Here is a 12,371-nt window from a genome sequence, read left to right as displayed (position 1 = left end):
CGGAGGGGTGATCATGAGGAGACCAGAGCGCACTTCCCATGAGGAGGCACGGGTGGCCGAGACTCTGAAGAAGGGCAGCCGGGTGACCGGCGCCGCGCGCGACAAGCTCGCGGCAGACCTGAAGAAGAAGTACGACTCCGGTGCGAGCATCCGGGCGCTGGCCGAGGAGACCGGCCGCTCGTATGGCTTCGTACACCGGATGCTCAGCGAGTCGGGCGTCACGCTCCGTGGGCGTGGCGGAGCGACCCGGGGCAAGAAGGCCGCTACGTCCTGACTCCGGGCGGCCCATCGGCTTCGATGGTGGCCACCCGGTCGGCGGTCTCAACGGCCGGGTGGTTACTGTGCAGTCACTTAGCATGCCGTACGGCAATGTGTGATGACCGCACTCATCGGAGGCGCCCCATGGCTTCGCCCGACCAGGACCTCGCTCCTGTACTCGACAAGGACGGCGTACGGCTCACCGTCGACGACGCGCTCGCCACGGTGACGCTGGCCAATCCGGCCAAGCGCAACGCACAGAGCCCCGCCATGTGGCGGACGCTCACCGAGGCGGGCCGGCTGCTGCCGGGCTCCGTCCGGGTCGTGGTACTGCGTGGTGAGGGCCAGTCCTTCTCCGCCGGGCTGGACCGCCGGATGTTCACGCCGGAGGGAATCCCGGGCGAGCCGAACTTCGTCGAACTCGCGCGTCGTGACGACGCCGGGCTCGACGCGACCATCGCCGAATACCAGGAGGCGTTCACCTGGTGGCGGCGCAACGACATCGTGTCCATCGCCGCTGTCCAGGGCCATGCCATCGGTGCCGGGTTCCAGCTCGCGCTCGCCTGTGACCTGCGGGTGGTGGCGGACGACGTGCAGTTCGCCATGCGCGAGACCTCGCTCGGCCTCGTTCCCGACCTGACCGGCACGCATGCGCTGGTCGGTCTTGTCGGGTACGCCCGCGCGCTGGAGATCTGCGCGACGGGCCGGTTCGTCGGGGCCGGTGAGGCGGTGGCCTCCGGGCTGGCCAACCTCGCGGTGCCGGCGGCCGAACTCGACGGCGCGGTACAGGACCTGGCCGCGGCGATGCTGGCCGCCCCGCGCGACGCGGTGGTGGAGACCAAGGCACTGCTGCGCGGTGCGCCGGAACGCGACTACGACTCCCAGCGCGCCGCCGAGCGGGCCGCCCAGGCCCGGCGGCTGCGGGATCTGGCCGGCGTGGGCGAATGAGCCCGCGGGGCGCCGCGCGCTCCGGCCGGCCGGTCAGGCCACGCTCGTGACCAGCACCGCCACCGTCGGATGATCGTCCAGCGCGTCCCGCACCGCCTCGCGAACCCGCCGGGCCACCTCAACGGCCCGGTGGCCCGCGCCCGTCGCCAGCTCCACACGGACGTGCCGGTGCGGCAGCGCGGTGTCCCCGGCACGCTCCTCGATGTGCACGGCCCGGCCGAGACCGCCGAGTGATCCGGTCAGCCGCGCGACCCCGGGGACGGACAGCGCGGCCGCCGCCGCGCGGGACTCGTCGGGGTCCGTGGCGTCCCGGGCGGCCGGCGGCCGCGGCGCCTCCACCGGCGTGCCCTGACCGTCCGCCGTCTCCAGCAGCTCCGTCACCCGCAGGTCCACCTCCGTGACCGCGAGGCCCAGGGTGTCCGTCGCGGCCGCCAGCAGGGCGAGCCGCAGCCGGGACGCCGTCACCGGCAGCGGCTCGGCGGCCGGCGCCGCGAAGTCCGCCGTCACCCGCAGGGCGCCCGGGGGCACCGCGCCCGGCGGCCGCGGTACGACCGGTTCGCCGATGTCGTCCGGATCGGCGAGCGCGATCCGCGGCGTGCCGAGGCGCACGCCCGGCACCCCGTTCGCCGCCCGCTCCAGTACCGCCCGGGCCGCGCCCTCGGCGATCCACGCGCCGTCGCGCGGGCCGCCGAGCGGCAGCAGTCTGCCCAGGGCCGGCCGATGCTGCCCCGACACCCGCGTCCACCGATCCGCCGTCATTCCTCCAGCCTGCCGTATCCCTGGCGCGCAACCGCGCAACCCCGCTTACGGTGGTCGGAGAACGACGACCGAAAGGGACGTACGGCGATGACCGACATGACGACGACCCAAGACGGTGACAACGAACCACAGCTGTCGGCCCGCAAGGCCACCAGACGCGGCGGCGGAGACCCGGCGACCCGGGGACGGACGACCATCGCCGACGGTGTCGTGGAGAAGATCGCCGCGCTGGCCGCCCGCGACGTGGTCGGTGTGAACGCCCTGGGCGGCGGTCTTGCCCGGACCTTCGGCGCGGTGCGCGACCGGGTGCCGGGCGGCTCGAAGTCCGTGACCCGGGGGGTGAAGGCCGAGGTCGGCGAGGTGCAGACCGCGATCGACCTGGAGATCGTCGTGGACTACGGCGTGTCCATCTCCGATGTCGCCCGCTCGGTGCGGGAGAACGTGGTCGCCGCCGTGGAGCGGATGGCCGGACTCGAGGTCGTCGAGGTCAACATCGCGGTGAGCGACGTCAAGCTGCCCGACGAGGAGGAGGAGGAACCCGAGCCGCCCCGGATCCAGTGACGCCCCGCCCGCCCGGGGCCACCCGCCCGGGACCGCACCGCCGACGGACTGAAGGAGCGCTGCATGAGCATGGCCATGGTCGGCATGATCGCCGGGATGGCGCTGGGGTTCGCCGGGTACTTCGGCGGCTTCGGAGCCTTCCTGCTGGTGGCGGCGCTGGGCGCCGTCGGGTTCGTCGCCGGCCGGTACCTGGAGGGCGACCTGCAACCCGGTGACCTCTTCCGCGGCCGCGGCGACCGGCGCGACCGGCGGGGCTGACCGCCGTGAGCACGGAGACCGGCACGGCCCGCCCGCGCCCGGCCCCGGTGCCGGCCGGTGAGCGCGGCGCCCTCCGGATCGCGGACCGGGTCGTGGCGAAGATCGCCTCGCGCGCCGCCCGCGAGGCCCTCGGCCCGCTGCCCGCGGACGCCGCCGCCCCGCACGCCGTGGTCGCCGTCCACCCTCACCCCCGGGCCGGCTCGGGCCGGGGCAGCCTGGTGGGAACGGCCCGCGTCCGCATCGAGGTCGAACTCGCCCACCCCGTCGACATCGGTGCCCGCTGCGCCGCGGTGCGTCGGCAAGTGACCGAGCGGGTGAGCGAGTTGGTGAGCATGGAGGTGCTGGAGGTCGCCGTCCGGGTCGAGCGGCTGCATCTGGCACCGCAACCCGGCGCGCACCGCGGGAGGACGCGATGAGCGAACCCCGGCCGTCCGAGGACACCCGGCGCATGCCCGTCCTCGACCTCGGCAAGACCCCCGACGCGTCACCGCCCCTGCTCGACCGGGGCAGCGGCCGCTTCTGGTCGCCGCGCCGGGTCCCCGCCGGCGTCGTCGCCCTGCTCCTGCTGGCCGGCGCGGGCGTCCTGCTGTACGACGTCGTCGCGGTACGCGCCCACCGCCCGGCGATGCACTGGCGGCGCGCGCTGGCCCGGCAGCTCGCCGAGCGCCCCCTGGACGACGTCTGGGTGCTGGCCGGCGCCGGGGTGGCCGCCGTCCTCGGCCTGTGGCTGATCGTGCTCGCCGTCACGCCCGGTCTGCGCGCCCTGCTGCCCATGCGGCGCCCCCACCCCGACGTCCGCGCCGGACTGCGCCGCGAGGCGGCCGCCCTGGTGCTGCGCGACCGGGCCCTTGAGGTCTCGGGTGTGCGGGAGGCGCGGGTGCGGATGCGCCGCCGCCGGGCCCGCGTCCGGGCGCTGGCGCACTTCCGCGACCTGGACGAGGTACGGGCCGACCTGGACGACGTGCTCACCGACGCGGTGCGGGGGCTCGGGCTGAGCCGGCCGCCCGCGCTGTCGGTTTCCGTCCGGCGGCCCGGGCGGAAGGGGTGAGGACGATGCGCACCGGACGTGTGAACCGCGTACTGCTCTTTCTCGTGGGGCTCCTGCTGCTCGCCGTGGGCGGCTCGGTGCTGGCCGTGGGCCTGGGCGCCCCGGTGCCGCGCCGCTGGCCCCACTCCGGCCCGCACGACGTCCTGCTCAGCACCGCCGAGCGCACCCGGTGGCGGGACGCGGGCTGGTGGTGGCCCGCGGTCATCGGGGGCCTCGCCGTCCTCGTCCTGCTCGCCCTGTGGTGGCTCGCCGCGGTCCTGCGCCGGCGCCGCCCGGCCGGGATCGTGGTCGACACCGGGGACGGCGAGGACGCCCTGCTGCGCGGGCCGGCCCTGGAGTCCGCGCTCGCCGAGGACGCGGCCCGGCAGCCGGGCGTGGCCGACGCCGAGGTCCTGCTGGCCGGCCGCCGTACCAGGCCCGCGGTACGGGCCGGGCTCCGGCTGGAGCCGGCCGTGGACCCCGCCGCCGCCCTGAGCGAGTTCACCGCTCGGCCGCTGACCCGCGCGCGCGAGTCGGCGGGTCTGGCGTCGCTCCCGGCGGAGGTGCGGCTGCGGGCGGTCAGGCACCGTGCGGAACGGGTCTCCTGACCGCCCCGCCGCGCGGGCCTCAGAATCCGTGCCGCATCCCGCCGTCCACCGGCACCATGATCCCGGTCAGGTAGGAGGCCGCCGGGGACAGCAGGAACGCCGCGACCCTGCCGAACTCCTCCGGCGCCCCGTACCGGCGCAGCGGGATCCGGGACTCGCTCGCCGCCCGGGTCGCCTCGGGATCGGCGGACAGCGCGTCCAGCTCACGCACCCGGTCGGTGTCGATCCGGCCCGGCAGCAGACCCACCACGCGGATCCCGCGCGGCCCCAGTTCGTCGGCGACGGACTTCGCGAACCCGGCGAGCCCCGGCCGCAGCCCGTTGGAGATGGTCAGCCCCGCGATGGGCTCGTACACCGACCCGGACAGCACGAACCCGATGACGCCGCCCGGCTCCAGTTCGGCCGCCGCCGTGCGGGCGAACCGCACCGCGCCGAGGAACACCGACTCGAACGCGTCCCGCCACTGCTCGTCCGTGTTGTCGGAGACGAACCCCGGCGCCGGCCCGCCGACGCTGACCAGAACGCCGTGGAAGCCGCCGAAGTGCTCCCGGGCGGCCGCGATCAGCCGCTCCGCCGCCCCGGGGTCGGCGTTGCCGACGGCCACGCCCACCGCGTTCGGGCCCAGTTCGGCCGCCGCGTCGGCGGCCCGCTTCTCGTCACGGCCGGTGACGACCACCTTCGCCCCTTCGGCGACCAGCTCCCGCGCGGCGGCGTTGCCCAGCCCCCGCGTCGCGCCGGTGACCACGTACACCCGGTCCTTCACTCCAAGATCCATGGCACCTATCCTGCCCCCTCGCCGCCGAAGAGGGCGAGGGCGGTGTTCACCAGCGCGATGTGGCTGAACGCCTGCGGGAAGTTGCCGAGCTGGCGGCCCAGTTCCTGGTCGTACTCCTCCGCGAGCAGCCCCACGTCGTTGACGAGGCCCACCAGCCTCTCGAACAGCTCCCGTGCCTCCTTCGTGCGGCCCGTCATGTGCAGGGCCTGGGCGAGCCAGAACGAACAGGCCAGGAAGGCACCCTCGCCGCCCGGCATGCCGTCGACGCCGACCGCGTCGGTGTCGTAGCGGCGGACAAGACCGCCGTGGTCCAGGTCGTCCCGGATCGCGTCGACCGTGCCGATCACCCGCGGGTCGTCGGGCGGCAGGAAGCCGTAGTAGGGGATCAGCAGCAGGGCGGCGTCCAGTTCGCGGGAGCCGTAGTACTGGGTGAAGGTGTTGCGCTCGGGGTCGTACCCCTTCTCGCACACCTCCCGGTGCACCTCGTCGCGCATCGCCCGCCAGCCGTCGAGGTCGCCGGGCAGCTCCGGGTACCGCTCCAGGGTCCGTACGGCGCGGTCGGCGGCCACCCACACCATCACCTTCGAGTGCACGAAGTGGCGCCGGCCGCCGCGCACCTCCCACAGGCCCTCGTCGGGCTGCCGCCAGGACGACCGCAGGAACGTCATCAGCGCGCACTGCAGCGACCACATGTGCGGCTTGGTGGACAGGCCCGAGGCGCGGGCCAGGAACAGCGAGTCCATGACCTCGCCGTACACGTCGAGCTGGAGCTGGTCGACGGCGCCGTTGCCGACCCGCACCGGCGCGGAGTCGGCGAAGCCGGGCAGCCAGGGCAGCTCCCACTCCGGCAGCCGCCGCTCGCCCGCCACTCCGTACATGATCTGCAGGTCGGCCGGGTCGCCCGCGACCGCGCGCAGCAGCCAGTCGCGCCAGGCCTCGGCCTCGCCGTGGTAGCCGGCGGCCAGCAGGGCGCCCAGGGTGAGGGTGGAGTCACGCAGCCAGCAGTACCGGTAGTCCCAGTTGCGCACCCCGCCCGGTTCCTCGGGCAGGGAGGTGGTGGCCGCGGCGACGATCCCGCCGGTCGGGGCGTAGGTGAGCGCCTTGAGAGTGATCAGGGACCGTACGACGGCGTCCCGGTGCGGCCCGTCGTAGCGGCAGCGGGCCGTCCAGCGCCGCCAGCCCCGCACGCTGGCGCTCAGCGCCGCGTAAGGGTCGACGAGCGCGGGACGCGGTTCGTGCGAGGGGTGCCAGGTCAGCACGAACGCGACCCGCTCGCCCTCGGTGAGGGTGAACTCCGCGTGGGTGCAGAAGTCCTCGCCCCACATGCGTACATGGGGCTCGGCGCGCAGCCACACCGAGTCCGGTCCGGCGGTGGCCACCCGGTGGCCGTCGGAGCGGCGCATCCACGGGATGATCGAGCCGTAGTCGAAGCGCAGGCGCAGCATGCCGCGTACGGTGACCCGCCCGCTGACGCCCTCCACGACCCGTACCACGTCGGGGGCGCGGTCGCGCTGCGGCATCAGGTCGGTCACCCGCACGGTGCCCTCGGCGGTGTCCCACTCGGTGTCGAGGACCAGGGTGTCGGGCCGGTAGGCGCGGCGGGTGCACATGCCCGCGCCCTTCGGAGCGATCCGCCAGTGGCCGTTCTCCTCGTCGCCGAGGAGTCTCGCGAAGCAGGCGCCGGAGTCGAAGCGGGGCAGACACAGCCAGTCGATCGAGCCGTCCCGGCCGACCAGGGCCGCGGTCTGCTCGTCCCCGATGACGGCGTAGTCCTCGATGCGCTCGTTCACAGCATGCGGTTTCCCGGGGGCTCGCGCGGCCAATCAGGTGGTGCGCCGGGGGAGTGACGGCAGTCCCGCAGGACCGGGGCCGTCAGACGGCGGCCGGTTCGCTCTCCTCCGGCGCCGTCTCGGCGGCCGCCTCGGCCCGGTCCCGGACCTCGCGCCGGACCAGGAACCACCAGCCCACCGGGACGCCCGCGGCGAACAGCCACCACTGGAGCATGTACGCGTAGTTCAGCGGGGCGTCCTCGCTGCCCGGGTCGGAGATCTGCTCCGGGGTGCCGCCCCTGGCCGCGGGCGCCGTCTGCTCGACGTAGCCGCCGAGCACCTTCGCGCCGAGCCGCCGCGCCTCCTCGGCGCTGCTGATCAGCATGATCTGCCGGTCCGGCAGTCCCTTGATGTTCTTGATGCCGCTCGCCGAGGTCGTCTCGTCGGCCTCCAGCCGTCCGGTGACGGTGAGCCGGCCCGCGGGCGGCGCGGGGATCTCGGGGAAGTCGGTCTGCACGCCGTTCGCCGGGATCCAGCCCCGGTTGACCAGCAGCACCCGGCCGTCGGTCAGGACGAACGGGGTCAGGACGTGGAAGCCGACCTCGCCGTCGGAGTTCGTCCGGCGCCGGACCACCACCTCCCGGGAGCTGTCGAAGGTGCCGGTCGCGGTGACCGTGCGGTACTTCTCGGCGCGGGTCACGGAGTGACCGGGAGAGGTGAGCCGTTCCACTGGGACGGGTTCGGCGTGCAGGGCCCGGGAGACGAGGTCGTTGCGGGCGGTGCGCTCCTGGTACCGGTGCTGCTGCCAGAAGCCCAGCTTGATCATCGTCGGGATCAGCGCGATCGCGATGATGGTGAGGATCACCCACTGGCGGGTCAGCAGGAAACGGTAGCGGTGCACCCCACGACGGTACATCCGGGCCGTGGGGTGCATTCGGGCGGGTAGCGGGTCACACCCGGTCCACCACCCCCGTCTTCCCCTCCGCCCGGGCGCAGTGCGCGCCGCAGAACCAGTGGCCCTCGACCTCCACGCCCTGCCCGATGATCTGCACCCGGCAGTGCTCGCAGATCGGGGCCATGCGGTGGATCGCGCAGGAGAAGCAGTCGAACACGTGCACGGCACCCTGCGCGTGCACCTCGAAGGTCATTCCGTAGTTGTTGCCGCAGACTTCACATGTCGCCATGGGGCACAGCGTGAGCCGTGGCCGGTCCGCGGGCGAGCGGGCGCGGGGCGAGTCGCGCGCCAATCACCCGTCCGTACGGTCACCCGTCGGCGGGCTCGACGTCCCGCAGCAGCTGTCCGAACGCGGCCTCGTCGACCACCGGCGTCCCGAACTGCCGCGCCTTGACCACTTTCGAGGTGCCCGAGCCCGGGTCGTTGGTGACCAGCAGGCTGGTCAGCCGGGACAGGCTCGTCGCCACGTGCAGCCCGGCCTCGGTCGCCCGGTCCTCCAGCAGCTCCCGCTCCGTGGAGGTGTCCCCGGAGAACGCCACCCGCATGCCCTGTTTGAGGCGTTTGCCCGCTTCGTAGCGGCCGGGGTTGGGGTAGGGGCAGGCGGGCCGCTTCCGGGACGGGCGCCAACCGCCGTAGCCCTGGCCGCCGTAGCCGCCGCTCGCCTGCCGGCCGATCCTGGGGGTGTCCGACCACTCCGTCAGCGGACGGCACTCCAGCAGCGGAAGCCGTACGTCACCCGCCGCCGCGGCCCGCAGACTGGGCCGGAACGCCTCGGCGAGCACCCGCGCGTCGTCCAGCGCGTGGTGCGCCCGCTGCTGGACCACCCCGAAGTGCGCGGCCAGCGACTCCAGCTTGAAGTTGGGCAGCGGCAGCCCCAGCTCCTTCGACAGCGCGATGGTGCACAGCCGCTGACGCACCGGGGCCTCGCGCCGCGCGCGTGCGTACTCGCGCGCGATCATCTGCCAGTCGAAGACCGCGTTGTGCGCGACGAGCACCCGGCCGTCGAGACGGGCCGCGAACTCCTCCGCCACCTCCCCGAACAGCGGCGCCCCTTCGAGCACCTCGCTCGTCAGTCCGTGTATCCAGACCGGTCCCGGATCGCGCTCCGGGTTGACCAGCGTGTACCAGTGGTCCTCGACCTCGCCGCGCGCGTCCAGCCGGTACACGGCCGCGGAGATGATCCGGTCGTCCCGGGCCAGGCCGGTGGTCTCCACGTCAACGACCGCGTATCCCTTCGGATACGCGGCCGGCCACGGCGTGGCGGAGGACACTGCGGTCGCACGGTCTTCGAGCATGGTCACTGAGGATACGGGCCACGACCGACAGCGCCGTCCCCCAGGTCCGGCGGCGGCGTCCCGGGCCCGTCCTCCTGCTCGCCGGCCGCACACGCGTGCGTGCGCGAACCCGTGCCGGACGTGCGGCAGTTCCCGCGGCCGAGCCCGAACTCGGCGCAGCGGCGCCGCAGTCCGCCGGAGCGCGGCGGCACCGTCCCGGCGGAACGCCGGCGCCGGCGCGGCTGTGCGATTCTCCCTGCTGTGACGGAACCAACCCATGACGAGACGCACGGCGGTGCGCTGGGCTCGCGCCTGAACTGGCTGCGGGCGGCCGTCCTCGGCGCGAACGACGGCATCGTGTCCACCGCGGGACTCGTCGTCGGCGTGGCCGGCGCGACCGACTCCCGGGCCGCCCTGCTCACCGCGGGCCTGGCCGGCCTGCTCGCCGGGTCCATGTCGATGGCGGCCGGGGAGTACGTGTCGGTGTCCACCCAGCGGGACTCGGAGAAGGCCGCGCTGGCCCAGGAACGACGGGAGCTGCGCGAGCGGCCGGCCGCGGAACTGGAGGAACTGACCCGGATGCTCGAGGAGCGCGGGCTGTCCCGCGAGGTCGCCCGGGAGGCCGCCGGGCAGCTCACCGAGCGGGACGCGCTCAGGGCGCACGCGCGCGTGGAACTGGGCATCGACCCGGACGAACTCACCAACCCCTGGCACGCGGCCTGGGCGAGCTTCCTGGCCTTCACCGTGGGCGCCCTGCTGCCGCTGCTGGCGATCGTCCTGCCGCCGGCCGGCCGGCGGCTCCCGGTCACCGTGCTGTCCGTGCTGGCCGCGCTCGTGCTCACCGGCTGGAGCAGCGCCCGGCTCGGCGCCGCCGCGCCCGGCCGCGCGGTGCTGCGCAACGCGGCGGGCGGCGCCCTCGCGATGGGGGTGACGTACCTGGCCGGGACGCTGCTGGGCGCGGCGGGGGCGTAGCCCGCCGGCGAGCGGACCCGGGGCCCGCCCGCGCGGCCCGCCGCCAGGACGTACCGTGAGGTGCGCTCGACCACCCCCCGGGCGCACCGCACCACACCCCGCACGAGAGGGACCCTCGCCATGCGCGCCACCACCATCCACGCCCCGTACGACATGCGCGTGGAGGACGTCCCCGAACCCGTGGTGCAGCTGCCCACCGACGCCGTGGTGCGGGTGCTGCGCGCCTGCATCTGCGGCAGCGACCTGTGGGCCTACCGCGGCGAGGCGGCCCGGCAGCCGGGGCAGCGCATCGGCCACGAGTTCCTCGGCGTCGTCGAGGAGACCGGCTCCGAGGTGTCCGCCGTCCGGCGCGGCGACCTGGTGGTCGCCCCCTTCATGTGGTCCGACGGCGTCTGCGACTACTGCCGCGAGGGCCTGACGACCTCCTGCGAGCACGGCGGCTTCTGGGGCTCCGTCGGATACGACGGCGGCCAGGGCGAGGCCGTACGCGTGCCTTTCGCCGACGGCACCCTCGTGCGGCTGCCCAAGGAGGCCGCCTCCGACGAGCATCTGCTGTCCGCCCTGCTGACCCTCTCCGACGTGCTCGGCACCGGCCACCACGCGGCCCTCGGCGCGGGCGCCCGCCCGGGCGCCACGGTCGCCGTGGTCGGCGACGGCGCCGTCGGCCTGTGCGCCGTGCTGGCCGCCAAGCGGCTCGGCGCCGAGCGGATCATCGCGCTCGGCCGGCACGAGGTCCGCACCGACATCGCCCGCCGCTTCGGCGCCACCGACGTCGTCGCCGAGCGCGGCGACGCGGCCGTGGAAGCCGTGCGCGAGCTGACCCGGGGCCAGGGCGCGCACGCCGTGGTCGAGGCGGTCGGAACCGAGCAGTCCATGCGGACGGCCGTGAACATCGCCCGCGACGGCGGCGCCATCGGCTTCGTCGGCGTGCCGCACGGCAGCGGCACCGGACTGGACCTCGGCGTCATGTTCGACCGGAACATCGCCCTGCGCGGCGGGGTCGCCCCGGTCCGCGCCTACATCCCCGACCTGCTGCCCGACGTCCTCGACGGCACCATCGACCCCTCCCCGGTGTTCGACCTGACCGTCGGCATCGAGGGCGTCCCGGACGGCTACAAGGCGATGGACGAGCGCACCGCCCTCAAGGTGCTCGTCACCAACGGGTAGTACGCGGCTAAGACCAGCGGATCGGCAGCGGCAGAGCCGTGAGCAGACCCGAGACCACGACCACGGCGCCCAGGGCGGTCACCTCGGCCCGCGCCGGGGTGTACGCGGTCAGCGGGTCCGCCGCGCGGCTCAGCCGGATCCGCGCCCACAGGGCGAGCCCGGCGACGACGGCGACCAGGATCACCTTGGCCAGCAGGGCGCGCCCGTAGGCCGTCGTCGTGAGCTGGTCCAGGACCGTCGCCGCCGGCATGCGGCGCAGCGAGCTCCACACACCGGTCGCGGTGAGGGCGGCGAGCAGTACGGCCGCCACGCGCGCGTACAGTCCCAGCAGCCGGGGCCCGGCCGCGTCGCCGCGCCAGCGCCGCAGGGTCCGCAGCGCGTGGAGCAGCCCGCCCGTCCACAGCGACGCGCAGGTCAGGTGAACCAGTGTCAGGCCGGCGCCGGTCAGCGGGCTCTGCTCGGTCGTGGGGTGCGCGCGCAGCGCCTCCGCGACCACCACCGCGGCCAGCGGCCACACCTGGGCCGCCGGCCGCCGGGCGAGCGCGCACAGCCCCGCCAGCAGGAAGGCGTTGACCTCCAGCAGCGCCAGCCTGCCGTCACGGGAGTCGTACAGACCGCCGGCGTCGATCTGGCCAGGGCGGTGCGGGATCAGATTGCCCGCGGAGACCACCGCGGCCAGCGCCAGCGCCGCGACGAGGCCGGCGGCGTTCGCGGCCGGCGCCCAGCTGCGCGGCCGTTCGGCGGGGGCACCGGGCAGCCGCCGGGCGAGCCGGAGCACGAACAGCTCGCCCAGCGGGACGCACAGGGCGGCGAACAGCACCCCGCGCAGCAGCGCGATGCCCGCTGCCCCGGGCGCGGCGGCCTCCCCGGTGCCGTGGAGCGCGGCGGACGGCCCCAACAGCGGGATCAGCGCCGCCAGGGCCACCAGCACCAGCACGGCCACGGCCCGGCCGGCGCCGGACCCGTGCGCAGCGCCGTCCGCTTCGGCGGCCCCGGCCGCCGGTCGTATCGAGGTCACCCCGCGATCCTCGCCAGCGGGC

16 protein-coding genes are annotated in these 12,371 nt (G+C 75.0%); 9 read left to right on the top strand and 7 right to left on the bottom strand.

What is annotated here, in order from left to right; all coding sequences use genetic code 11:
• Positions 1 to 52 precede the first annotated feature (52 nt).
• Entirely contained in the window at positions 53 to 274 is a 222-nt protein-coding gene (locus AB0924_RS21405) for a helix-turn-helix domain-containing protein (RefSeq protein ID WP_010355597.1), read from the top strand.
• Positions 275 to 402: 128 nt separating this feature from the next.
• The gene (locus AB0924_RS21400; protein ID WP_366912174.1) at positions 403 to 1,206 is read left to right on the top strand and encodes an enoyl-CoA hydratase/isomerase family protein; all 804 of its coding nucleotides are present in this window, start codon (positions 403 to 405) and stop codon (positions 1,204 to 1,206) included.
• Positions 1,207 to 1,239: 33 nt separating this feature from the next.
• Here the strand turns inward: AB0924_RS21400 and AB0924_RS21395 are convergent, their stop codons facing one another.
• Entirely contained in the window at positions 1,240 to 1,965 is a 726-nt protein-coding gene (locus AB0924_RS21395; protein WP_358931863.1) for a nucleopolyhedrovirus P10 family protein, read from the bottom strand.
• 87 nt (positions 1,966 to 2,052) lie between these two features.
• On the opposite strand from AB0924_RS21395, the gene AB0924_RS21390 reads away from it, so the two are divergent.
• The 5 genes from AB0924_RS21390 to amaP all read left to right on the top strand — a co-directional run bounded on the left by AB0924_RS21390 (position 2,053) and on the right by amaP (position 4,419).
• On the top strand, positions 2,053 to 2,526 hold the full coding sequence (locus tag AB0924_RS21390; protein ID WP_358931865.1) for an Asp23/Gls24 family envelope stress response protein: 474 nt from the start codon (positions 2,053 to 2,055) through the stop codon (positions 2,524 to 2,526).
• Between the two features lie 63 nt (positions 2,527 to 2,589).
• Complete coding sequence (locus tag AB0924_RS21385; RefSeq protein WP_358931867.1) at positions 2,590 to 2,784, top strand: hypothetical protein; 195 nt, start codon at positions 2,590 to 2,592, stop codon at positions 2,782 to 2,784.
• Positions 2,781 to 3,200, top strand: coding sequence for an Asp23/Gls24 family envelope stress response protein (locus AB0924_RS21380; protein WP_358931972.1), 420 nt, complete (start codon positions 2,781 to 2,783; stop codon positions 3,198 to 3,200). The genes AB0924_RS21385 and AB0924_RS21380 overlap by 4 nt, the downstream gene beginning before the upstream one ends.
• Positions 3,197 to 3,832, top strand: a complete 636-nt coding sequence (locus tag AB0924_RS21375) for a DUF6286 domain-containing protein (protein ID WP_366912173.1) — start codon at positions 3,197 to 3,199, stop codon at positions 3,830 to 3,832. Before AB0924_RS21380 ends, AB0924_RS21375 begins: the two co-directional genes overlap by 4 nt.
• 5 nt (positions 3,833 to 3,837) lie before the next feature.
• The gene (gene amaP, locus AB0924_RS21370) at positions 3,838 to 4,419 is read left to right on the top strand and encodes an alkaline shock response membrane anchor protein AmaP (protein ID WP_358931871.1); all 582 of its coding nucleotides are present in this window, start codon (positions 3,838 to 3,840) and stop codon (positions 4,417 to 4,419) included.
• 19 nt (positions 4,420 to 4,438) lie between these two features.
• On the opposite strand, the gene AB0924_RS21365 is transcribed toward amaP, so the two are convergent.
• From AB0924_RS21365 to AB0924_RS21345, 5 genes are all read right to left on the bottom strand, one after another.
• Positions 4,439 to 5,194, bottom strand: a complete 756-nt coding sequence (locus tag AB0924_RS21365; protein WP_366912172.1) for an SDR family oxidoreductase — start codon at positions 5,192 to 5,194, stop codon at positions 4,439 to 4,441.
• A 5-nt stretch (positions 5,195 to 5,199) separates the two neighbouring features.
• The gene (locus AB0924_RS21360) at positions 5,200 to 6,984 is read right to left on the bottom strand and encodes a glycoside hydrolase family 15 protein (protein ID WP_366912171.1); all 1,785 of its coding nucleotides are present in this window, start codon (positions 6,982 to 6,984) and stop codon (positions 5,200 to 5,202) included.
• A gap of 82 nt (positions 6,985 to 7,066) precedes the next feature.
• Entirely contained in the window at positions 7,067 to 7,879 is an 813-nt protein-coding gene (locus tag AB0924_RS21355) for an SURF1 family protein (RefSeq protein WP_366912170.1), read from the bottom strand.
• Between the two features lie 34 nt (positions 7,880 to 7,913).
• On the bottom strand, positions 7,914 to 8,147 hold the full coding sequence (locus tag AB0924_RS21350; RefSeq protein ID WP_143637825.1) for a hypothetical protein: 234 nt from the start codon (positions 8,145 to 8,147) through the stop codon (positions 7,914 to 7,916).
• A gap of 79 nt (positions 8,148 to 8,226) precedes the next feature.
• The gene (locus AB0924_RS21345) at positions 8,227 to 9,213 is read right to left on the bottom strand and encodes a DEDDh family exonuclease (protein WP_358931880.1); all 987 of its coding nucleotides are present in this window, start codon (positions 9,211 to 9,213) and stop codon (positions 8,227 to 8,229) included.
• Positions 9,214 to 9,453: 240 nt separating this feature from the next.
• On the opposite strand from AB0924_RS21345, the gene AB0924_RS21340 reads away from it, so the two are divergent.
• Both AB0924_RS21340 and AB0924_RS21335 read left to right on the top strand, forming a co-directional pair.
• Positions 9,454 to 10,164 carry a VIT family protein gene (locus AB0924_RS21340; RefSeq protein WP_358931882.1) on the top strand — a complete coding sequence of 237 codons (711 nt, stop codon included), beginning with the start codon at positions 9,454 to 9,456 and terminating at the stop codon, positions 10,162 to 10,164.
• Between the two features lie 120 nt (positions 10,165 to 10,284).
• Complete coding sequence (locus AB0924_RS21335; protein WP_366912169.1) at positions 10,285 to 11,331, top strand: zinc-dependent alcohol dehydrogenase family protein; 1,047 nt, start codon at positions 10,285 to 10,287, stop codon at positions 11,329 to 11,331.
• A gap of 7 nt (positions 11,332 to 11,338) precedes the next feature.
• Here AB0924_RS21335 and AB0924_RS21330 read toward each other — a convergent pair whose 3' ends face one another.
• Positions 11,339 to 12,340 carry a CopD family protein gene (locus tag AB0924_RS21330; RefSeq protein ID WP_366912243.1) on the bottom strand — a complete coding sequence of 334 codons (1,002 nt, stop codon included), beginning with the start codon at positions 12,338 to 12,340 and terminating at the stop codon, positions 11,339 to 11,341.
• Positions 12,341 to 12,371: the final 31 nt, after the last annotated feature.

Origin of the sequence: Streptomyces sp. NPDC047869 (assembly GCF_040704065.1) — a bacterium.
Classification (GTDB): domain Bacteria; phylum Actinomycetota; class Actinomycetes; order Streptomycetales; family Streptomycetaceae; genus Streptomyces.
This window is presented reverse-complemented; position numbering and strand designations above follow the sequence as displayed.